The sequence below is a fragment of the Flectobacillus sp. genome (assembly GCF_049240685.1).
In the GTDB taxonomy this organism is placed as follows: Bacteria; Bacteroidota; Bacteroidia; order Cytophagales; family Spirosomataceae; genus Flectobacillus.
The window spans coordinates 17,935-40,681 of the sequence record NZ_JBMLSD010000164.1 but is presented as its reverse complement, the minus strand read 5'-3'; the positions used below and the strand labels follow the sequence as shown (position 1 = coordinate 40,681).

Below are 22,747 nucleotides of genomic sequence, written 5' to 3'. Positions count from 1 at the left end.
AGGTATACTACTAGAAAGGCACTTAGATTTATCATTCATTTAATCTTTCCTGTTAAGTAGCAGGAAAGATTAAACTCACATTATCTTAAAAGTAAAAATTGAGTATAACCTTTTGATTCTGATTATATTACAATAACTGATATACTGTTAACTAATAACGTCTCTTTACTTACTCAATTAGGGAGTGCTAAATTATTTTTAACATTTGTGTGAAAAAGAAACCAATGAACTTATACCCTTTATACAAATAACATATTGCAAAAAACAAGGATTTTAAACTACTTGAATAGAAAAAAGCTTAAAAATCCTTGTTTTTTTTATAGATATATTTCTAAATTTACTCACAACAAGATAAAGCCTTGGTAGTAGTTTTTGAATCTCTAATATGTTAAATATTGCTATTGCTTCGAGTACTTCTTATAATACTCGTAAATCATACTTTCAACAATCAATAGTCAGTACTTGGCGTCTAAATCTTCTATCGTATTCTTGTAAATTAATTTTTCGAAAAGTCTAGCATTCATACAATATTTCAGCCTACGTAAGGTTAGCTTAAACAAGCTGAACACATTTGGCCTAGGATTTTTCTTTGTAAAAAATAGGCACAATCAATTACAACAATCTAACAATCAATCTTTTATTTAACTTTTAGAAAAAATGGCTTATAACATCTTAGACATTGAAGGAATCGGTCCTGTTTATGCAGAAAAATTAGCTGCCGTTGATATCAAAACTGTTGAACAATTACTCGAAGCTGGCGCTACCAAAAAAGGACGCTCTTCGCTTGCAGACACAACCGGGATTGATGAAAAACGTATTCTTCGTTGGGTAAACATGGCAGATTTGTTCAGAATCAAAGGCGTTGCAGAAGAAACATCTGACCTTTTAGAGGCAGCTGGCGTAGATACTGTAAAAGAGTTAGCAACTCGTAATGCCGCTAACTTACATGCTAAAATGCTAGAAACAAATGAGGCAAAAGGCCTAAGCGGCCGTGTTCCGAGCTTGTCACAAGTGGAAGGATTTATTGAGCATGCAAAAACTTTAGCGCCTGTGGTGACTTATTAATTTATCAAATTTTATCGTAGGAATATATCTTTTTATAGAGTAAAAATACCCTCAACATGGCTTTGTTACAGCAAGTGTTGAGGGTATTTTTTTGGCTCAATTTTTTTCCAAAACCAAAAAATAAAATGCTCAAAACAGAAACTTAGTACAGATAATTTAGCTTGTATACATAGAGCTATTGTGCAAAGCTGAAAAGATATTTTTTGAATAAAACCAATTCAAGATGGTAAAATTTCAATAAATCATCAAAGCCTGACGGATGAAATTAGCTTTTTATTGAACTTTGGCAAGAAATCAATCAGCGAAAATTGTACAATTCGTAGCATATTCAAACACTATAATAAAACTGTTAACTGAAACAAAAATTAATCTCAAGCCAATTTTTTTTTAGCGCAAAATGAACACATCCCAACTCGAAAATTTATTCCCTGCTGAAGCTGATATTCCAGCAGAATATAATATCACCGAGCCTATCGAGCAACGTGAATACTTGGTAAATGGTGAGATGCGTCAATGGACTGGTAAAACCCAAGATGTTTGGTCGCCTGTTTATGTAAAAACAGAAAAAGGATTAGAACAAAAACGTATAGGTTCTTATCCTATTACCGATGCCCCAGATGCCATCGAAGTACTATATGCCGCCGTAAAAGCTTACAACAACGGCCGTGGTGAGTGGCCGTCAATGAGCGTTACTCAGCGTATTGAGTGCGTAGAACGCTTTACCCAAAAAATGATTCAAAAACGCGATGAGGTGGTTAAATTGTTGATGTGGGAAATCGGTAAATCTTTGGGTGATTCACAAAAAGAATTTGACCGTACTGTACAGTATATCTACGATACCATCGACGCATTGAAGGATATCGACCGTAACTCTTCTACTTTCTTAATTGAAGAGGGTATTATCGGTCAGGTACGCCGTTCTCCTCTAGGAGTTGTATTGTGTATGGGACCATTCAATTATCCTTTGAATGAAACGTTCACTACATTGATTCCTGCCCTAATCATGGGGAACACCTTGTTGTTTAAGCCACCAAAACACGGTACTTTATTGCACTACCCATTATTGGAGGCCTTCCGTGATTCGTTCCCTGCTGGAGTAATCAACACCGTTTATGGTCGTGGAAACTCGGTTATTCCTAGCTTGATGGAGTCAGGCAAAATTGATGTATTGACCTTGATTGGTTCATCAAAAGTAGCAGATAAATTGAAAAAAATGCACCCTAAAGTAAACCGTTTGAGAGCAATCTTAGGTTTGGATGCAAAAAATGCTGCTATCGTAACCGAAAGTTCTGACTTAGAATTAGCCGTTAAAGAATGTATGCTAGGTTCGTTGTCATTCAATGGTCAGCGTTGTACAGCACTCAAAATTATGTTTGTTCATGAAACATTAATCGAGAGATTTAACCAACGTATGGCTGAAGAAATTGGCAAGCTAAAATTAGGATTGATGTGGGAAAAAGGTGTAAACATTACGCCACTTCCTGAGCCTAACAAGCCAGCCTACTTGAAAGAACTTATCGAGGATGCCAAATTACACGGCGCTAAAGTGATTAACGAAAACGGTGGCGAAAGCTTCAAATCTTTTGTTTTCCCAGCTTTACTTTCGCCTGTAACTAGCCAAATGAAAATCTGGCATGAAGAGCAATTTGGCCCAGTGGTACCCGTAGTTCCGTTTAGCAACATTGAAGAGCCAATCGAATACATTACAACCTCTTCGCATGGTCAGCAAGTTTCTATTTTTGGAACAGATATCAACCAAATCTCCGAATTGATTGATGCTGCTGTAAATCAGGTCTCTCGTGTAAATATCAATGCTCAGTGCCAGCGTGGACCGGATACATTCCCATTCACAGGTCGTAAAGACTCTGCCGAGGGAACTTTGTCTGTAACCGCAGCACTTCGTTCGTTCTCTATTCGTACGGTAGTAGCTACCAAGCAAACACCCGAAAACAAAGCTTTGGTCAACCAAATCGTTGAGAATCAAGAATCGAACTTCCTATCGACTCGATTTATCTTGTAGGTAAAAGTTATTGGTTATTAGTGTGATAGTTATTAGTGATTGTTCAGCTTGACTTCAATAGTAGAATTTCTCCAACTATTAGCCAATTATAGCTTTTACTCATCATAAAAACAAAATGGCTGTTTCAAATCTGAAACAGCCATTTTGTTTTTATGATGAGTTGTGAATGAATACTTGACAGCACCCTTCTGATTATGACCACCTTCAAATAACGGATATACGGTTAACGAATAGCCTCTTTTTACCTAATTCAATAAATACTCACCCAATTTTGTTTCCAAATCTTTACTAGACATATTTCTAAAAATACCTCCATGTGAAACAAATGAAATTTCGCCTTTTTCTTCTGAAACTACAATCACAGCAGCGTCGGTTTGTTCGCTCATACCAAAAGCAGCTCTATGCCTAAAACCTAAAGTAGGAGAAATTGTACCACTTTCAGAAATAGGCAACATACAACGAGCAGCAGCCAAGCGATTATTCTTGATAATCACAGCGCCATCGTGCAAAGGTGAGTTTTTATGAAAAATTGTCAACAGTAACCTTTTAGATACCTGAGAATCTATTTCGTCTCCCGACTCAATAAATTTCTTTAAATCATCTTCTTTTTCAATTACAATCAATGCACCCGTATGCGTAGCGGCCATAGTTCGGGTAGCCTCTACAATCGCCTGTAAATTAGAAACTTTTTCTTTTGAAATTTTTGGTGTATAAAATCTTTTCAAGATAGCATTTTCCTGAAACGAAGTTGACCTTCCGAGCATCAATAAAAAACGACGAATTTCTTGTTGAAATATTATTAACAAGGCCAGCACACCAACATTCATAAATTGCCCCAAAATGGCAGATAGCAATTCCATGCCAAAGGCAGTTGCTAACAGATAGACAACATATACGATGATAAAGCCAAAAAATATTTTATTCGCTATACTCCCCTGAATAAGTCGATATATTTGATAAAGCAAGAAGGCGACGAATAATACGTCGACTATATCTATAAAATCAATATTTAAAAAGCCAATATGCATATAATTTAAAGTTTTTGCGATTAAAGTATTAATATAAAGTGTCGGTTTTCAATATGATATGAGCATTTGGACAAATGGCTCGATAAAAGTCAATCTTAGATGGTTCGCATACGCCTGGAAAATCTCCGACCTTACCTAGCATATCTGTCATTACTTGAAAATGCAAGTGCGGAGGCCAGTTCCCATTTTCAGGAAAATTGCCGAATTCAGCTATACGCTGCCCCCTCTGTACAGCTTGCCCAATTCTTAAGTCCTGCAAGGATTGGAGACTTAAATGTCCGTACAATGTATAAAAAGTATACCCCTCGATGGTATGTTCCAAAATGATTGTAGGACCATAATCGCCAAAATTATCATTATTGGCAAAGCTATGGACGTAGCCCTCTATCGGGGCAAATACTGCAGTACCTGCGGGCGCCCAAATATCTACCCCCAAATGAATCGAACGAGCTTCTTCTGTCTGCTGAAAATGTTGGCTTCTACGATAAATATATCGATTTTCAAAGTATCCTCCTATGGCACAAACCGCTTCAACCTTCTGAATTTTTTCAAAGACATATTCAGTAAAAATAGCGGTATCTGTGAGGTCTATTTTTGCTAAATCAGCATTTTGTGCCGTAAGGTCTATTTTCAACAGTCGTTCTTTCGTCAAATCGAAAGGTACCACTGAGGCAAAATTTTGCTTTTTTAAAATATCTTCGAATAACATACTGATTTAAAAACCTTTAAAATACCGAATTAAGCCCACACTTGTGTGCCTTCTGTGCAATTTTTACACATTTCTATCTCACTCCTAGATTTTAAAACAATTTGTCTAAAACTTTGATAGGATTCTGCACGCCAAAGAGTCTTGAAAGAGGTTTGGCTCAAATCGCCTAATCGATGCTCTGCATCTTTATCGAAACAACATGGCACTACCAAGCCATCCCAAGTAATCACACAAGAATGCCACATTTTCCAACAATGATTGAGTAGCCTATTTTTTATTTGAAAACTACCATCTGCTTGTTGTTGATATCTGGCATATTTCTCAATGGTCGGAATAAGCGACGAGCCTTGCTCGTAGTCATAAATTTGGGCAGTTTTGAGCGCTACTTCGTCTACTCCTAGCTCTTTGGCCAAAGCCTTTACTTCTTCTATTTGGTGTTCGTTGGGTCGAACTACCAAAAACTGAAACACAATGTGCGGAGTAGTCGAATTCAAAGCCTTTTTCCATTTAATAATATGCTTTGTACCCTCCAACACCTTATGTAGTTTTCCACCAACTCTGTACTGTTCGTATACCTCTTGCGTAGTACCGTCTATTGATATAATCAAGCGATCCAATCCTGATTCCACCGTCTTTTTTGCTTGGGATTCGCTCAAATAATGGGCATTTGTGGAAGTTGCCGTATAAATTTTTTTTCGAGAAGCATACTGTACTAGCTCCAAGAACTGAGGGTGAAGGTATGGTTCGCCCTGAAAATAAAAAATTAAATACATCAAGGTATCCGAAAGCTCATCAATAGTTTGCTGAAATAGATGATCTGAAAGCATACCTGTTGGCCTAGTAAATGAACGCAAGCCACTCGGACATTCGGGACATCGAAGATTACATGAAGTAGTGGGCTCAAACGAAATACTAATCGGAAGTCCCCAATGATAGGCTTTACCCGTAAGTTTTGCAAAAAAATAACTCATGAAAACTTTCGTCGCATTAAAAATGCGCTTCCATGTAAATTTAGAGATAAAATTTAGTCCATCGGTAAGGTTTCTATTCATTACAGAGAAAACAAAATGTAGTGAAGATTACCAGCATCCTATTCAAAACACCACATCTGCTCGATTTAATTGAGAGTATCCAACTAGGTTCAAGTCTTTTTTTTGGACAAAATCTATTCAAAAGTAAAGGACTTGGTTTTGATTTCTATTAACCTTGCAAATTACTCAATAATTGTCAAAACATCGGTTTATAATCTCTATTTCCTTCGAAAAGACTGACGCTTTCTTAAATAAATAGGTAGAATCTAGGAAGTTCGTCGGAGAAAGGAGCACTTTGGCAGATAGACAATTTAGGTATTAGGCAATAAGCTTTAGGTCGTAGGCTAAAGAAAAAAGGTGTTTTTATAGAATTACAAAGACCTGTGCTTGCCTAGGCTTTAGGTATTCAGCAAAAATTTTCCATCGATACCTAAAACACAAAACATAAAAGTAGTAAGTACTAAAAAATCAAGAGATAAAGCTCCACTTTTTTTATACGCTTCAAGCCACTCAAAATATTCTGTAAGCTAAATTCGAATAGTTTTTATCGAAAAACAAAATGAATAAATGTTCGAGAGGATTCAAAAACAAATCACCTTATTTTCTCGAAAATCATGATTTTTCAACGGTAAATAAAGAATGGTTTCTAAATATTATATTTTTTTCACAAAAAAAGTGTGAAAAAAAATTGTTATTTCAACAATTCTAATGCAAATTGCTATGGTTATAGATGTCCTCAAAGCATACCGCCAGATGTGATGACGATATGATATAATTAGTGAAAATTATAACCTTACTTAATTTAAAACTAATTTCTTCATACTTGTTTTGGAGCAACAACTCCGCACGTCCTTGGCATTTCCAACCTAATCATTCGGACATCAACTTTACCAAGATTTTAATCATTAAATAAAGATATTTCGCTGCAAAAACAGCAATGATACTAACTAAGTAATCTTTTATTAGATTATTTTTTTATGGGTTCGGGTTACAGAAAAAGTCAAGAGTGATGCTCTTGACTTTTCTAATTTAACGACATTAATGAATGGTTTTTATTTTTGAACTTTCGACCCTGCACAAAAACATATCTTATGTTAAAAAAAGCAGTTAACACTCTTTGCCTTAAGTCTAAAACAAAAAACTTAAAGCTAATTGTTGAGCTCTCAGTTATTCACTAAAACATATCTTATTTTACTAAAAAAACATTTATCACTCTTTGCCTTGTGCCTGTTGCCTTGTGCCTGTTGCCTGTTGCCTAAAATCTAATTTTGCACAAATACATCATTCATTATCTTCCTTTAAATTGCGCTGGTCTTTTTTGTAGAAATGCAGATACCCCTTCCACAAAATCATAGCTCTGAGCTGCCTCGTCTTGATGAATAGCCTCCAGTTCCAACATTTGTTCAAGTGAAGAGTGTGATGATTGATTCAAAACTTTTTTGATAAGTCCAATAGCCTTAGTTGGGGCATTGGCATACTGCTGAGCAGTGGCCTCGAGGGCTTCTCTAAACTGATTTGCAGGCACTACCTTTGACACTAATCCAAGGCTCAAACATTCCTGTGCACTAAGTCTTCGTCCTGTAGAACATAATTCGAAAGCTCGCTGAGACCCAACTATCCTAGGGAGAAAATACGAAGACCCTGCGTCTATAATTAAGCCAATACTGACAAATATTTCGGACATAGCGGCATTCTCCGAAGCAATCAAAATATCACAAGCCAAAGCAAGCGAACATCCTGCCCCTGCAGCTATGCCATTTAGCCCTCCGATAATAGGCTTTGGAGAATTTCGCATAGCCAAAATCATAGGATTATAATTTTTCCGAAGAGATTGGCTAGGGAGTTTAATTTCTCCTAATCCCTCCTTCAAATCAGCACCCGAGCAAAATGCTCTCTCCCCTTCCGAAGTCAAAACAATAACTCTAACTTCTTCATCTTCGGAAGCAAGATTAACAGCCTTAGTAATCTCTTGAATTAAAGCGGGGTTGAGTGCATGATAAACTTCAGGACGATTAAGTACAATAGATGCAACGGCATCCTTAACTTCATATTTCAGTAAAGCAAACATAGATTTTCTGTTAAAAAGGTTTTAAAATCAATGCTTGAATTTCTTAAAAAAAAAATTGTTATGCAAGCATACTATTTTATTTATCTTTATCCTCAATAGAATATCCAACAAGTAAAACTGATTTAGGAAGCATTAATGAATTGAAACTACAATAAGATAAGCGTTGCAGAAAGGCTTATCACTAATCCTAATACTACGCCAGCAATGATTTGAGCAAGCGTATGAGCTGCTAATTGCAAACGTGCAGCCAATAAAAAACCCGCTAACAAAATCAAAAAACCAAAGGTATGTATTAATTGAGTTTCGGGATAATGAATGGCAACCCCCAATACTGCCCCTATAGTACCTGATATACCGACGGCATGGGCAGATATTTTCCAATACAGACTAATAAAAGCTACCACCGCAATAGAGAAAGTAATACTAGACATCAAAACTGCAATTTCGGGAAACTGGCTAATAGATTTGGTATAAAAAGCCGTGATAAGAGTATAAATAATTACCGTGATAAGATAAGGTAGGCGACGGTCACGAAGAGTTTGCATTTCGAGGGTTTTGATATAGCCCAAACGATAAATAAAGTAAATAGCCAGTGCAGGTACGATGAAAGTCTGTAGCAAAATTAATAACAGAAGCCCTTGTTTTAGACTTAAAAGACCAACTTTGGTAGCGCCACTAAAGAGATCCAGATTTGCAATAGCCACAGGAGCTTGATAAAATATAATCCCAAACAATAAGGTTGGCATTAAGAGAGGGTGCAACAAAACCGAGAGTATATATGCTAAACGGGTGTTCAATGTCTGTAAAAGTAAAAGTGAATGACGAAACGCTTTATTTGCTAGAGCAAATTTAAGACTATTCATCATTCACTTTTGTTTGGTTCACAATTAAAGTTGTTTACGAAGGCGCGCCACAGGAATATTTAGCTGTTCACGGTATTTGGCTACAGTTCTTCGAGCAATGTTATAACCTTTTTCGTTTAGATATTTTTCTAATTTATCATCCGAGAGCGGATTCTTTTTAGGTTCGTTTTCTATCAACTCTTTCAAAATATTTTTTACTTCACGACTCGAAGCATCCTCGCCCGACTCGGTAGAGATACCCTCCGAGAAAAAGTATTTGAGTAGATATAGGCCAAACTCTGTTTGCACCGATTTGCTACTTGCTACCCTAGATACGGTAGAAATATCCATTTCGATTTCATTGGCAATATCTTTTAATATCATCGGCTTGAGTTTTGATTCATCTCCAGTCAAGAAAAAATCCTTTTGATAATCAACAATTGCCTGCATGGTTTTCAAAAGTGTTTGCTGTCGTTGCTTAATGGCATCGATAAACCATTTGGCCGAATCTAGTTTTTGTTTGATAAAAGTAACCGTTTCTTTTATTGACTTATTATTTTTATCACTTTTATCATAAGTTTCTAGCATTTCGTGAAACGAAGTACTTACACGAAGTTCAGGGGCATTTTTTGAGTTAAGAAAAATTTCAAGTTTCCCATTATTATTTGTCAAGATAAAATCAGGCATTAAAAATTGTGTGACGCTAGAATCATCGTCAGAGGCACCTGGTTTTGGGTTCAACTTAGTAATCAACGAAATAGCCTCTTTCATGAGTTCATCGTTGATATTTAGGCGTTTTTGAATTTTCTCGTAATGCTTTTTAGAAAATTCGTCAAAGTATTCGTCAACTATCCGAATGGCATTCTGAACGCGTTCCTCATCATGCGGTTTGCGGTCAAGCTGCAAGAGCAAGCATTCTCTCAAATCTCTAGCTGCGATACCAGCAGGGTCAAACATTTGGACTGCTCGCAAAACCTCCTCTACTTCGGCAATACTAGTGTAGACTCCCTGTGTAAAGGCGAGGTCGTTGACGATAGCCTGCAAGGGACGTCGAATATAGCCATCGGCCTCTATAGAGCCGATAATTTGTTTACCAATAGTTTCCTTAGTTTCATCCAAGCGTAAAAATCCAAGCTGGGTAGTAAGATGGTCAGATAGGCTCTCTACCATCATAATAGGCATTTCCTTCTCCTCATCCTCTGTGCCATTCCCATCGCCCTGCATTTTGTAGCCACTGTAATCGTCATGGAGATATGAATCTATATCTAAATCTCTATCCTCAAAATCTGAAAACTCATCCTCTTTAAAATCATCAAACTCTTCATCAAACTCCTCTTTTTGCTCTTGGACGTCATTATCCATCTCCATACCTTCTTCTAAGGCTGGATTTATCTCAAGCTCCTCTTCGATTCTTGCTGCAAGCTCAAACGTTGGGATTTGTAGGAGCTTTATAAATTGAATCTGCTGCGGCGATAGTCGCTGCTGGAGCGACTGGTTTAAGGATAATTTTTGCATATTTTATGACATGTAAGGATTAATGTAGAAACATCCAACAAAATTGGTATAAGGTTTGTGGACACTCTTCTATTTCACCCTATAACAACTATCTTGCCATTTTTTTCAATAAAAATAATTAAGATGTTTGAAAAATCCCAAATACAAGCAAACATTCCGTACAAATAGTTACAAATCAGTATTTTACGAAAAATATTTTTTTTCTTAAAAAGACAAAAAACTTATGAAAAGCGATTCATCATTCGGTATTTGACAGAATTGTAAGTAATTTTGAAAAGTAGGCTTACCGAAAGGTAGTCAATTTGAGTAAAATACATACGTTTTGATGTATAAAGTGGATTTTTTTAATACATTTTTTTGTAAAACTAGACAATGCAAATCAAACAAATCTTAGCAGAAGCAGCCGTTGGCGCGGAAATTACGGTAAAAGGCTGGGTAAGAACCAAGCGTGAATCAAAAAACGTAACATTCATTAATATTAATGACGGTTCGGTAATTCACAATATCCAGGCTGTAGCTGAGGCAGGTGTTTTGAGCGAAGAAACCCAAAAGCTTATTACAACTGGTGCATGTGTAGCCATTACAGGAACTTTAATCGAGTCACAAGGTTCAGGTCAAAAAGTGGAGTTACAAGTAAAATCAGCACTTGTATATGGTACTGCTGACCCTGAGAAATACCCATTGCAACCTAAAAAACACTCGTTAGAGTTTTTGAGAGAAATTGGTCACTTGCGTCCTCGTACAAATACATTCTCAGCAATTCTTCGTGTTCGCCACACTTTGGCTTATGCGATTCATAAATACTTCAACGACAATGGTTTCTTCTATCTTCACACCCCAATCATCACTGGTTCGGATGCTGAAGGTGCAGGTGAAATGTTTCGTGTTACTACACTCGACCCTAAGAATCCTCCATTAAACGAAGACGGTTCTGTGAACTACAAAGAGGACTTCTTTGGTCGCGAAACCAATCTTACTGTATCTGGTCAGCTTGAAGGTGAGTTGGGTGCAATGGCTTTGTCGAAGATATATACTTTTGGTCCTACTTTCCGTGCCGAAAACTCTAACACCGCTCGTCACCTAGCAGAGTTCTGGATGATTGAGCCAGAAGTTGCTTTTTATGAGTTGGAAGACAACATGGCCTTAGCTGAGGATTTTACCAAGTATGTAATTAGATATGCCCTTGACAACTGCTACGATGACTTGGTATTCTTGGAAAGTCGATTAAAAGAAGAAGAGAAAAACAAAAAACAAGAAGAGCGTTCGGAGTTGGCGCTTATCGAAAAATTAAGATTTGTGATTGATAACGACTATGTCAAATTGACATATACCGAGGCAATCAAAATTCTATTGAACTCAAAACGACATAAAGAAGGTAAATTCCAATATCCTGTAGCTTGGGGTATCGATTTGCAGTCTGAGCATGAGCGCTATTTGGTAGAAAAACACTTTAAAAAGCCAGTTATCTTAACCAACTATCCAAAAGATATCAAGGCCTTTTACATGAAATTGGATGAAGTAACCGAAGATGTTCCGGGTCAAACTGTTCGTGCGATGGACGTGCTATTCCCTGGAATTGGCGAAATTATCGGTGGCTCACAACGTGAAGATAATTACGAAAAATTAGCTCAACGTTGCCAAGAAGTAGGTATTCCGATGGAATCTATCTGGTGGTACCTCGAAACTCGTCAGTTTGGTACAGCACCACACGCTGGTTTTGGAATTGGTTTTGAGCGTTTGGTAATGTTCGTAACGGGTATGACTAATATCCGCGACGTAATTCCTTTCCCTCGTACACCAAAAACTGCTGAATTCTAGGAACTAGTTAGTAGTTATATGTATATCTGTTATTTGAAAATAACCTGAAAGATATATCTTGTATGCTACAGAAATAAATAACGTTAAAGGTTGTGTTGATATTTGTAAAAATGTCGACACAACCTTTTTTATTATTCAGCATTTGTATCATTTATTTAAAATCCTGACATTGGCATTGTATTTCTTCAGCCATGGAAAAATGCTTGAAAATGAATATCTTTATTACAACATGCACTTCAGAGTAGACACACGCATTTAAACCTTTTTTTTATGAAAAAAATCATACTAACCTTCTTCTTCATCGCAGCAATTACAGCAACACTATCTGCTCAGTCTACCGACGAAAAAGCAGTAAAAGCGGTCATCGACCAGCTATTTACTGGCATGCAAAAGCATGATACGACTATGATTAAAGCGGTTTTTCACCCATCTATCCGTATGCAATCGATAGGAATGAGTCGTAAAACACAACAAATGGAACTTACCACCGAAAATGGAATTGCCGATTTTGTCAAACAAATTGGTTCGCTACCTGCCAGTTTGGCAATTGAAGAAAGATTATTGAGTTATGAAATCAGAATTGATGGGCAGATGGCAACCGCTTGGACGCCTTATGAATTTTATGCCAATGGAAAATTCAGTCATTGTGGTGTCGATGCCTTTCAGCTATTCAAAACTCCCGAAGGTTGGAGAATTATTGCCTTGGCAGATACTCGTAGAAAAGATTGTGGCAAGTAAATAGTAGTGCAGAGTTGTGAATTAAGAATTGTGAATTTAATTTCTAATCATTAGCATTTAACCGTATCACCTAGTTTGAGACTAAGTCTCGGACTAGGTGATACGGTTGTAGAGATACAATGATTTGCGTATTTACAATTTAGGCATATCGATTTAATAGCATTAATTTAGTAGGTCAGTTCAGGGGACTGGCCTTTTTTTAGTTATTTTGCGAGGGGAAACACCTTATTAAATGTCTTTAACTATTAACTATCCCATGATTCAATTTCTCAAATTTTTTAAAAGTCTTACTTATGCTTTTCAGGGCTTAGGAATGTTGCTAAAAGAAAATAACTTTCGGATACATCTGCTTATTTTCGGTTTTGGGCTTTTGTTTGGCTGGTTTTTCGAGATAAATACGGTAGAATGGCTCTTTGTGGTATTAGGAAATGGTCTTGCGATTGCTTCGGAAGGATTTAACTCTGCCATTGAAGCTATTGTCGATTTGGCTTCACCAGATTTTCATGCTTTGGCCAAAAAAGCCAAAGATATTGCTGCGGGTTCGGTTTGGATTACGGCTATGGCATCGATGACCTGTCATATTATAATCTTCCTACCCAAAATTATCGCTTTTGTAGAGCATTTTTTATAGAAATATGAATCATCCCAGATTTAGTGATTGAATGAAGAATGATTAGTATTCTAGCAGTAGAGACGCAATGATTGCGTCTCTACTGCTAGAATCTAAATTTTAACATAATCACTCATTCGCTAAATTAGGAATGACTCATGTTATTTATTCAAGGTTCATTCATAAAAATCTATTTCTTTTTGCTCACTTTTTTCCAAATAAAGTAAGCTCCTATCAGCACCAATAACACAAGAGATATTAGCAGCAATTTTGTCCAAACAAGAGGATTCACGTGTTCCTCCTCTGTAATGACTAACAACTGATTTACTTTTTGGTTTTTTAGCACTTGCTTATATCCACCCGTCCAATGCACAATGACTTCGTCGATTGTTGTAGCATCACCTAGTCCGAAGTGTGCAAAAGTGGCATTTTGGGATAAATGGCTCGAACCACCTCCATCAATTTCTCTAATTTGATGTTTGCCATTTACGACAATCTCAATCTTTGAACCAATCCCATGAGATTCAGCCTGAATACCCTGAAGAACAATTTTTATCCAATTTCCTTTTGCTCCATCATTTCGGAATAAATGCGTTACAGACACCGTAGGGAAGTTGGGAAGCACAGGTTTTTGATTGACAACCAACAAATCCAAATCTCCATCATTGTCATAGTCTAGTACCACCGAACCACGCCCTATCCCATAATCATTTAGGCCTTTGAGTCCAGCAAGATCTACAAACTTCCCTCCATTGTTTTCATAATAAGCATCTGCCATTGGTACACAATTGGGATTTAAGTCTCCATTGGCAACAAATAAGTCGAGGTCGCCATCGTGGTCAAAATCGGCAAAATTTGCGCCCCAGCTAATCGTAATTGTATTTACTCCTACTTCCGCTGATTTTTCAGAAAAGGGCTTACCGGGGCCGTTATTCACCATGAATTTATTGAATCGGATGTTTGTAAAAAAATAGTCCATCAAACCATCATTGTTGTAGTCACCAACCGCGGTACCCATCGAATTAATTTTCAAATCCATACCTAATTTTGGTGCAACATCATTGAAGTAACTCATAGGATATTGATTATCTAGCAGAAGATTTGGGGTACGCTTGTACCCAAAATCATGGTTTACTACCAAATCTTGATCACCATCGTTATCATAATCGGTAAAAACACCCCCAAAACCGAAGCCTTTGTGTGAAAGACCATATTTTGTATATTCGTCTTTGAAGCCTTTCCCTTCTTGATTGATTAACAAATACCCCTCTCCTATTTGATTTGCCCCAACAATCATGGAGGCATTAATCGTACTCAAATCGCCAGGATATTGGGTAAAATAATTTCCTACATACAAATCTGGATAACCATCGGCATTGACATCCCCAAAGTTGGCACCAGTGCTGAATGAGTTCAATTCACCCAAGCCAAACTCTTTCGTTGCATCTCTAAAGGTATTGTTTTTATTGTTGAGAAATAAAAGATTAATCTCACGAGGAATCACCTTTTTGGAGCCTTTGGAAGTAATAGTAGTAATGTATAAATCTACCCAGCCATCACGATTGACATCGGCAGCCACTGCCCCCTGTGTGAGGTATCTTTTGGTAACCGATAAGCCAGAACTTTGATAAATATTAGTAAAAGTACCATTCCGATTATTGAGATACAAGATATCATCGGCTTTGCCACCAGCAAGAAAAATATCGTCATAACCGTCTTTATTGATATCCAACACACAGGCTCCTCCACCCAAAAACCCTTCAAATACTTCGAATTGATGGTTAATGCCCGCTTGCTTCGTAACGTCCGTAAACATTTTTTGTCCTTGAACACAAGTGGTGCTCACAAGGAATAATAATCCTAATTTTAGTAAAGGTTTAATCATAGAAATTATGCTTAAAGAGCTAAAAAATTGTTGACTTTTAAAATGAGTAGAGCTGCCAGAACGGCGATAAAAAGTCAGGGAATGAATAGATACTCATTCCGATTTCAGGTGATACGAGAGGCTCAATAAAATAGTGTTAGGTGACAAACTTAAGCCTCAATCAATTATTGTTTTCAATACTTGTAGGTTTTAATTAGTAGGCATCTGTAAAGATGCATTAGGCAGTAAGCAATTAGCTAAAGAAATAAAAATGTTAGTTACACGACAAAATTGAATTTACTAATTCAAGACTAAGTTTTGGACTGATTTTTAAATAGCTTTAAACTGTGTTTAAAAATCTAATAAAAAAGTCAATACGCTTGAATCACACTTTCTCGTTTTGTCGAGCAATCTGATAAAAATATTTTTGTGAAGATTTTTACCCGATGCTTATTGCCTTATGCCTCTCGCAAGAATATTCTTTAAATCCTATTTTCCTTTGTGGAAAAGACTTTTTTGCCAAATTAATTTATTGATATTTTCGCCAATTTCCTTACCTTTTTGCAGGCCAGCATCATTATCCATGGGTGTGTGGATTCCTCCATAGAAACGAGAACGCGCCGTTTCGTCAGCGATTTCCCAAAGAGAATTAAAAGTACGAGCCTTAAATTCTGTATTGCGCAAACCGTCGGGTTTTCGGCCCACATGCGCATCGTCGACGATGGTGATAGTATTTCCGTACAGATTTCCCAAGACAGTAGCTGTTGCGGCAGCTTGAATAGCATGCCCAGAGGGAAAAGCTGGAAATGGAGGGTCTGGCCAAAAAGATTCCCAAAATTTATCGATATACTTTGGAATAAAGGTATTCGGACGTTCGGTAAAGAACTGATACTTCCATTTCCAACAATCGATAAATGCATCAGCTACTCCCATTCCTACGCGGGCATAGGTTTCGGCTGATTTAATCAAAGAAGGTTTGATTTTTTTTACAACCAAGGTAGCTATATAATACGAATGACCAGGAGGCGTAAAAGTTTCGTCTGGATCGTCGCCCCACCATACAGCAGCTTCTTTTTGTTGTTGAGTCAAGGCATTTCTTTGTCGGTAAACTGCCAAAAATTGCTGATAATATTCCGACTGAGGAACAGAGTCAAAGGGAATTGGTTTGGGAGCTACGATTTTATGGTCTGCTATTAGAAAAGTTCTATTTTTGCCCCAATCTGGATGTAATGGCGAACGACTAAAAGATTGGCTATACAATGGTGGTTGCCATCCGCCTAGTTTTTGAGGATAAACTCTTTTTTTATCAAAATTTCTTAAATATCCTTCATGCCCTCCATCAGTTTTAGACCATTCAAATATTTTGTGGGCCACCGCACGTCCATAAGCCACAGAGCGTTTTGTAATTTCGGGGTCTTGGATATTTACTGAACGCGCCTCTAGCAAAGCTTTCTCAAGTGAATCTATTTTTGCTTTATTCAAATCTGAGGTATGCTGATACATATCTTTGATGATTGCAGCTTGAGCAGCATTCATCGAAAGTATCCAATCATACTTTTGGTTGGGTTCGGGCAAAGGCAAGCTTGAAAGACTATCAAGCTGACCAGCCATCGAGGCATAGGTAGAGTCACTATGTACTACCGATTCATACATGGTAAGACCAATATACCCTAAACTTCTGGAAGCATAAGTTGGAGAATTCCCCGGCGTGTTTTTGGTGATAAATAGAGCCATTTCAGACCAATTTGTCGTATACTCATGGTCTTTTAAATCTTTCTGAAAAAACTGGCAACTGATACAAAAGCCAACGAAGGCAAGCAACATCACCCTATTCAAAACACCCAAGCCTTTTATTGAAGATTTCATTTTTCTATAAATTAATGTTGAAAGAGGAATGGCTAGTGATTTTATTCCTGCTTATAAAACCTAATTATTTACCGATTAGTGCACAATATAGGTATATTTTATATTGACAAAATCATAAAGTGAAATAAATCATTGAATTAGTAAGCTGGTGTATCTAAAGATATAAAACGCCTTAACCAAATTAGGCAGTCATTTCTGACTGCCTAACTGATATTTGGATTAGGGATAGGATTAATTCGTATATCCTGGGTTTTGAACCAATTTGGTATTTCTCAATACTTCATTTCTGCTCAAAGCACGATAATACATTTTATCATTCCAAGTACGAGTTTCGTTAGAAGTGTTATCTTCAACTGTATAGGTATAATTGTAGCGATTTTTGTCGTACTTGTACACCGCAGGAGCTGTCATACCCGGTTTGAGCTTAGCCTCGATATGAATAGATTTGATTCCACGGCCCACAGTAGATGCAGGAATCATCCAACGGCGAGCGTCATGATAGCGATGTTCTTCGTAAGATAACTCTATACGGCGTTCATTTCTCAATCTATCACGAAGAGCAGTACCCTTATCGTTTACGGCAGGCATCCCCACACGGAAACGAATTCTGTTAATCCATTTCAAAGCTTCAGCTTCATCACCCGTTTCGATACAAGCCTCTGCATAACTCAAGGCCATCTCGGTATAACGAATAAATGGCCAAGGAATCACCTGAGCAGACGATTGGTTATCAGCCAAGGCAGGGTTCGGGTCGATAAATTTACGAGTATAGTAGTGAGTACGGCTACCATTCCAGTTTTCGATGGCTGATTCGCGCGTATCGATACCGTTAAGAGTTCCACCTTTTCCGTCGTCATAGTAACCTGTTTGGATTTGGTTGGCAGGGTCTAGAGCCGTAACATCGGAAGGACGAGGCTTCCATGGAGCTCCATCATAAAGAACCGATACATAGAAACGAGGGTCACGGTTTTCGTAAGGAGCTGCTTTGTGAGCTGGATTACTCCAGTCAAACTTCGTACCATCCATCATTTCATAATCATCTACCAATTGTTGAATTGGTGTATTACCAGCCCAGTTGTGATAACCATTTGGTCCATTGTTGATACCATAGTGAATACCACCCAAAGGCCAGTTATCTTCTTGCGTGTACAAGGCTGTATGCGTACGTTGGAAAAGTAACTCTACCGATGCTGCAGCATCAGCCACGGCACTCTGCCCACCCATTGCAATAGCATTATAATTACTTTTTCCTTCTTCAGCAGATACTGGAGCTGTCAAGTTCAATTTATAACCCGAAGTTGCATCCAACACAGCTTTTGCAGCAGCTTTGGCAGCTTGCCAACGAGCAGCACGATCGCCTGAAGGGTATGCCAACAAATCAATATTCTGATATGAAGCCAATACTGAAGATTTAGCTTTGGCAGTTGGTCCATCATGCAAATCACTAGCTGCATACAATAATACACGAGCTTTTAGGGCCATAGCCGACAATTTGGTAGCACGACCAGGAGTTGCAGGTTTTCCATCAAGAAGTTTGATAGCATTATCCAAATCACTTATAATAAACTTCACACACTCATCATAAGAGCTTCTGGCTACGGTATAATCTTCATTCAAACCATAAGATTTACTAATCAATGGTACGCCACCGTAAAAGCGAAGTAACTGCTGATAGTAATACGCACGTAAGAAATAGGATTCACCAATCAAACGATCTTTGAGCGTAGCGTTATTAAAAGTTGCCGTTGGAAGGTTTTCCAAAGCCACATTTGCCTCACGAATGGCAAGGTACATTCTATCCCAGCTGTAGGTATCACTCGTCCAAGCAATATTGTTTGGGCTTTCGGTACCTTCTGTAAAAGTATTGATGTTACGTCCTGCGTGGGTAAACATCGCCTCATCGGTGTAGGCAGCTAAAGCTTGCTCTTCAAAACCACCATATCCTAAGAAAGAGTAGACATTGAAAACGAAAGCCTCCGAAAGAGGACCATCACCCCATGTTGCCGCACTCGAAATTTTATCTAAAGGTTTGGTATTCAAAAATTCTTGATCACAAGATAAAGTAAGGCCCATAAGAGCAGCAAACAAGCCTACTTTTATACTAAATTTCTTCATGTTAAATTACGTTTTTAGAAGGTTAGACTTAAACCTGCATTTACCACACGTGATTGTGGATAGTATACCCCACCTTGAGCAGTAGCTTCTGGGTCAAAGATTTTGTTTTTGTCGATAGTCAACAAGTTCAAAGCATTGACATACACTCTCAAGTTTCCTAATCTTAACTTCTCTGTAATATTACTTGGAAAATTATAGCCTAATTCGATGTTCTTCAAGCGAACATAGTTTTTACTAAATAAGTAATAAGTGTTGTTACCATAGTTACCACCTGTAAAATAGGTATCGCCTCTACTAGCCAAGCGCGGATGTACACTACTAGGATTGTCGATTGTCCAACGGTTATCGTATGAATATTTCAAGTAGTTACCAATGTCACCCGATTCTGTTTGGATACGGATAGCAGCACCAGTTGCACCTTGGAAAAGGACACTCAAATCAAAACCTTTGTAACGAACATCCAAAGTTGCCCCAAAGTTGAAGGTTGGAGTCGTGTTTTGATCCAATCTTACTTGGTCGTCACCGTTGATTTTTCCATCACCGTTTACGTCCTTAAACTTCATATCGCCAGGAATTAATCTTGACGTTACTGCCGAATAATCCAATTTGTTTGCATCAATTTCTGCTGTATTTTTGAATACACCATCATATTCATACACTAGATATCCGTTGATTGATTTGCCTTCCTGCAACTGATAACTTGGCGCGCCAGGAACTTCGTCCATGAAGATTACCTTATTTTTAGCATAACCACCATTTACAGAAGCTCTGAATGTCAAATCTTTTGAGGCTCTACCATTGTAGCCTACATTGAATTCAAAACCACGGTTATCCACAATACCTGCATTTACTGGAGGCAACAATGAGTTGATACCCGAAGAAGCTGGAGTAGAACCAGTTTTCTGAATCAAGATTTGATCTCTTCTGTTATAGAAATACTCAAATGTCAAGTTAATCTTGTTGTTCAAGAATGTTCCATCCAAACCAATGTTGTAGTTGTTGGCACGTTCCCAAGTAAAGTTCGGGTTAGCCAATACAGTTTCATACAAAGTAGTTACAACTTGGTTGTTGATTGGATACTGTCCAAAAGCATACGTCGATAAGTAAGCATATTCTTGTAATTGGTTATTAAAGAATACTTGGTCATTACCCATTTGGCCGTAAGACGCACGCAACTTCAAGTTATCGATACCTTTTACTTTGAAGAAATCTTCGTTAGAAATATTCCAACCTACCAATACTCCTGGGAAGAAGCCAAAACGATGAGCTCCTGGGAAGATATAAGAACCATCATAACGCCAGATATACTCTAACAAATACTTCTCTTTGTAGTTATACTGCACACGACCATAATAACCCAAACGAGCACGGTTGTAAGCACTACCACCTGTATTTTGCTGTAAAGAACCACCAGCAAACAATTGGTCAACCGCCGAAGAAATATAATTACGACGATAAGCAAAGAAGTTGTCTCCATCAAAAGTCTCACGAGTTACACCCGCCAAGAAACTCAAGTTATGATCAGCACCGAATTTCTTGTCGTAGTTAATCATAGCAGTCAAGTTGGTATTCAAGACATTGCTGTATGACTGTGTCAAACGAGGGTCAGTAAAATTAGAACGAATTGCTCCTACCAATTGAGGTGTTACACCGTCTGATTGATAAGTTTGTTTATCCCAATAATACAACATCCATGGCGTTTGCCAAGTCTTGCTCGTTTGGCTGTTTTTATCTACCGCACCAGATAAAGTTACTTTTAGTCCATCTACCCAAGGGTTTGTCAAAACAACCGAACCGTTTGTTTGAACATAATCAGTCGGGTTATCCACATAACCTGTAGCATTTGTGGTAATTACATAAGGGTTTTGACCGTTTTCAATATCTGGACCTGGCAAACCATTTGGCCAAACCTCAGGCTCGGTCGGACGACCACGCATCAACATACGGAAGATAGAACCAGCACTTTCGGTAGGGAATCGACGTTGCTCGCGACGAACCATGATACCTAAGTTAGCACTAATGTACTTATTGATTTTGGCATCAAGGTTTGTTCTAAAGTTGTACTGGTGATAATTAGTAGCTGAGTTTTTGTAGTAGGCATCTTGCGAAACATAACCCAAAGAAGCCATATAACGCATATTTTCAGACCCTCCAGACAATTGGAGATTGTGACGAGTCTGAGGAGTCCAAGTTTTGAACGCATCACCAAACCAGTCAGTATTTGGATAACGCCAAGGGTCCGAACCATCAGCGTATTTCTTTACTGCGTCTGGGCTATAGTTTGCATTGATTGTACCAACACCAGCCGTTGGAGATTTATAAGTGCCTGTACTCTGGATACTTTGCCAAGCGGCATTCCATTCGCCTGCAGGAATATTCTTATAAATTGGGAGCTCATTCATGATTTGAGCATACTCATAAGCACTAGCCATTTGAGGTATTCTAGCTGGCTGAGCCCAACCAAGGTTCATGTCGTACGTAATGGTTGGTTTACCTGTTTTACCTCTCTTTGTCGTAACCAAAATAGCACCGTTTGCCGCACGAGCACCATAAATTGCTGCAGAGGCATCTTTCAATACCGATATAGATTCGATATCACGAGGGTTCAAACGGCCTATACCACCATCACGGTCAGGAATACCATCGATTACAACCAATGGGCTACTGTTACCAAGAGTATTTGTACCACGAATAGAGATATTAGCGCCATCATTTCCAGGCTCACCACTTTGCTGAACAACCACCAAACCTGGCAAACGTCCTGCCAAAGAGTTTGAAAGATCTACTGCAGGTGATTTCAAAATTCTCTCTCCTTGTACTGCTACCACTGCACCTGTCACAGTTACTTTCTTCTGAGTACCGTAACCTACCACGACAACCTCCTCGAGAGACTTTACATCAGTCGCTAGCGATACGTCAACTACGGTACGGCCATTTACCGCAACTTCTTGCGATATAAAACCTACCGAGGTGATAACTAGGGTACCAGATTTACCTGCATTTACAGAATAAACTCCGTTGGCATCTGAAGTGGTACCAACACTGGTACCCTTTACCAAGATGTTTACTCCGGGTAAACCTTGCCCTTTGTCATCAGTGATTTTTCCTTTTACACTTTGGGCAAGTGTATTAGCAAAAACCATAAAAATGAACCCCAAAGTAAGAAAACAAATTTTCCGACTTTGAAGCTTCCACTGAGTAGAATTGATCATAATTTTTTATGTTATGGAATTGTAATGGGATTGGAATTAATACACGCAGATATTGAGGCAATGCTCAATCATGAACATGCGGTCGTTCGAAATTTTTCATAGTTATAATTACTTTAGATAGATATGGCCAAGCCATCATGTACAAGCTCGCCTAAGAAGGTGGCGACGTCTGAGCGCTCACTCCTTTTTTTAACAAATTAAGAAAATATTGTACTTTTTATACCCATACCTTTTGAATAAAAATTG

General features: G+C 38.0%; 15 protein-coding genes. 5 read left to right on the top strand and 10 right to left on the bottom strand.

What is annotated here, in order from left to right; genetic code table 11:
* Positions 1-657 precede the first annotated feature (657 nt).
* Together ACOVQ4_RS07605 and ACOVQ4_RS07600 are read left to right on the top strand one after the other, a co-directional pair.
* Positions 658-1,065 (top strand): DUF4332 domain-containing protein, encoded by a 408-nt coding sequence (locus tag ACOVQ4_RS07605; protein ID WP_421820054.1) that lies wholly within the window; start codon positions 658-660, stop codon positions 1,063-1,065.
* A gap of 397 nt (positions 1,066-1,462) precedes the next feature.
* Positions 1,463-3,085 carry an NADP-dependent glyceraldehyde-3-phosphate dehydrogenase gene (locus ACOVQ4_RS07600; protein ID WP_421820053.1) on the top strand — a complete coding sequence of 541 codons (1,623 nt, stop codon included), beginning with the start codon at positions 1,463-1,465 and terminating at the stop codon, positions 3,083-3,085.
* Between the two features lie 245 nt (positions 3,086-3,330).
* On the opposite strand, the gene cdaA is transcribed toward ACOVQ4_RS07600, so the two are convergent.
* From cdaA to rpoN, 6 genes are all read right to left on the bottom strand, one after another.
* Complete coding sequence (gene cdaA / locus ACOVQ4_RS07595) at positions 3,331-4,113, bottom strand: diadenylate cyclase CdaA (RefSeq protein WP_421820052.1); 783 nt, start codon at positions 4,111-4,113, stop codon at positions 3,331-3,333.
* A 28-nt stretch (positions 4,114-4,141) separates the two neighbouring features.
* Positions 4,142-4,822, bottom strand: a complete 681-nt coding sequence (locus ACOVQ4_RS07590; RefSeq protein WP_421820051.1) for a peptidoglycan DD-metalloendopeptidase family protein — start codon at positions 4,820-4,822, stop codon at positions 4,142-4,144.
* 29 nt (positions 4,823-4,851) lie between these two features.
* Positions 4,852-5,874, bottom strand: a complete 1,023-nt coding sequence (locus ACOVQ4_RS07585; RefSeq protein WP_421820050.1) for an SPASM domain-containing protein — start codon at positions 5,872-5,874, stop codon at positions 4,852-4,854.
* 1,267 nt (positions 5,875-7,141) lie between these two features.
* Complete coding sequence (locus ACOVQ4_RS07580) at positions 7,142-7,921, bottom strand: enoyl-CoA hydratase/isomerase family protein (protein ID WP_421820049.1); 780 nt, start codon at positions 7,919-7,921, stop codon at positions 7,142-7,144.
* 146 nt (positions 7,922-8,067) lie between these two features.
* Positions 8,068-8,787 (bottom strand): hypothetical protein, encoded by a 720-nt coding sequence (locus tag ACOVQ4_RS07575; RefSeq protein WP_421820048.1) that lies wholly within the window; start codon positions 8,785-8,787, stop codon positions 8,068-8,070.
* 21 nt (positions 8,788-8,808) lie between these two features.
* On the bottom strand, positions 8,809-10,278 hold the full coding sequence (rpoN, locus tag ACOVQ4_RS07570) for an RNA polymerase factor sigma-54 (protein ID WP_421820047.1): 1,470 nt from the start codon (positions 10,276-10,278) through the stop codon (positions 8,809-8,811).
* Positions 10,279-10,650: 372 nt separating this feature from the next.
* Between rpoN and asnS the strand changes: the two genes are divergently transcribed.
* From asnS to ACOVQ4_RS07555, 3 genes are all read left to right on the top strand, one after another.
* Positions 10,651-12,096: an asparagine--tRNA ligase gene (gene asnS / locus ACOVQ4_RS07565; protein WP_421820046.1), complete on the top strand. Its 1,446-nt coding sequence runs from the start codon at positions 10,651-10,653 to the stop codon at positions 12,094-12,096.
* Between the two features lie 270 nt (positions 12,097-12,366).
* Positions 12,367-12,834: a nuclear transport factor 2 family protein gene (locus ACOVQ4_RS07560; protein WP_421820045.1), complete on the top strand. Its 468-nt coding sequence runs from the start codon at positions 12,367-12,369 to the stop codon at positions 12,832-12,834.
* Positions 12,835-13,066: 232 nt separating this feature from the next.
* On the top strand, positions 13,067-13,465 hold the full coding sequence (locus ACOVQ4_RS07555; RefSeq protein WP_421820044.1) for a diacylglycerol kinase family protein: 399 nt from the start codon (positions 13,067-13,069) through the stop codon (positions 13,463-13,465).
* A gap of 169 nt (positions 13,466-13,634) precedes the next feature.
* Here ACOVQ4_RS07555 and ACOVQ4_RS07550 read toward each other — a convergent pair whose 3' ends face one another.
* The 4 genes from ACOVQ4_RS07550 to ACOVQ4_RS07535 form a co-directional block, all read right to left on the bottom strand.
* Positions 13,635-15,329: a CRTAC1 family protein gene (locus tag ACOVQ4_RS07550; RefSeq protein WP_421820043.1), complete on the bottom strand. Its 1,695-nt coding sequence runs from the start codon at positions 15,327-15,329 to the stop codon at positions 13,635-13,637.
* Between the two features lie 468 nt (positions 15,330-15,797).
* On the bottom strand, positions 15,798-17,174 hold the full coding sequence (locus ACOVQ4_RS07545) for a vanadium-dependent haloperoxidase (RefSeq protein WP_421820042.1): 1,377 nt from the start codon (positions 17,172-17,174) through the stop codon (positions 15,798-15,800).
* 231 nt (positions 17,175-17,405) lie between these two features.
* Positions 17,406-19,289, bottom strand: a complete 1,884-nt coding sequence (locus ACOVQ4_RS07540) for a RagB/SusD family nutrient uptake outer membrane protein (protein ID WP_421820041.1) — start codon at positions 19,287-19,289, stop codon at positions 17,406-17,408.
* Positions 19,290-19,303: 14 nt separating this feature from the next.
* On the bottom strand, positions 19,304-22,501 hold the full coding sequence (locus ACOVQ4_RS07535; protein ID WP_421820040.1) for a SusC/RagA family TonB-linked outer membrane protein: 3,198 nt from the start codon (positions 22,499-22,501) through the stop codon (positions 19,304-19,306).
* Between the last annotated feature and the right edge of the window lie 246 nt (positions 22,502-22,747).

Excerpts from the sequence above, each read along its gene's own strand:
- ACOVQ4_RS07605 (WP_421820054.1), top strand. The coding sequence starts at position 658 with ATGGCTTATAACATCTTAGACATTGAAGGAATCGGTCCTGTTTATGCA.
- ACOVQ4_RS07600 (WP_421820053.1), top strand. The coding sequence starts at position 1,463 with ATGAACACATCCCAACTCGAAAATTTATTCCCTGCTGAAGCTGATATT.
- ACOVQ4_RS07575 (WP_421820048.1), bottom strand. The coding sequence starts at position 8,787 with ATGATGAATAGTCTTAAATTTGCTCTAGCAAATAAAGCGTTTCGTCAT.
- ACOVQ4_RS07550 (WP_421820043.1), bottom strand. The coding sequence starts at position 15,329 with ATGATTAAACCTTTACTAAAATTAGGATTATTATTCCTTGTGAGCACC.
- ACOVQ4_RS07540 (WP_421820041.1), bottom strand. The coding sequence starts at position 19,289 with ATGAAGAAATTTAGTATAAAAGTAGGCTTGTTTGCTGCTCTTATGGGC.
- ACOVQ4_RS07555 (WP_421820044.1), top strand. The coding sequence starts at position 13,067 with ATGTCTTTAACTATTAACTATCCCATGATTCAATTTCTCAAATTTTTT.
- ACOVQ4_RS07535 (WP_421820040.1), bottom strand. The coding sequence starts at position 22,501 with ATGATCAATTCTACTCAGTGGAAGCTTCAAAGTCGGAAAATTTGTTTT.
- rpoN (WP_421820047.1), bottom strand. The coding sequence starts at position 10,278 with ATGCAAAAATTATCCTTAAACCAGTCGCTCCAGCAGCGACTATCGCCG.
- ACOVQ4_RS07545 (WP_421820042.1), bottom strand. The coding sequence starts at position 17,174 with ATGAAATCTTCAATAAAAGGCTTGGGTGTTTTGAATAGGGTGATGTTG.
- ACOVQ4_RS07560 (WP_421820045.1), top strand. The coding sequence starts at position 12,367 with ATGAAAAAAATCATACTAACCTTCTTCTTCATCGCAGCAATTACAGCA.
- cdaA (WP_421820052.1), bottom strand. The coding sequence starts at position 4,113 with ATGCATATTGGCTTTTTAAATATTGATTTTATAGATATAGTCGACGTA.
- asnS (WP_421820046.1), top strand. The coding sequence starts at position 10,651 with ATGCAAATCAAACAAATCTTAGCAGAAGCAGCCGTTGGCGCGGAAATT.
- ACOVQ4_RS07580 (WP_421820049.1), bottom strand. The coding sequence starts at position 7,921 with ATGTTTGCTTTACTGAAATATGAAGTTAAGGATGCCGTTGCATCTATT.
- ACOVQ4_RS07585 (WP_421820050.1), bottom strand. The coding sequence starts at position 5,874 with ATGAATAGAAACCTTACCGATGGACTAAATTTTATCTCTAAATTTACA.
- ACOVQ4_RS07590 (WP_421820051.1), bottom strand. The coding sequence starts at position 4,822 with ATGTTATTCGAAGATATTTTAAAAAAGCAAAATTTTGCCTCAGTGGTA.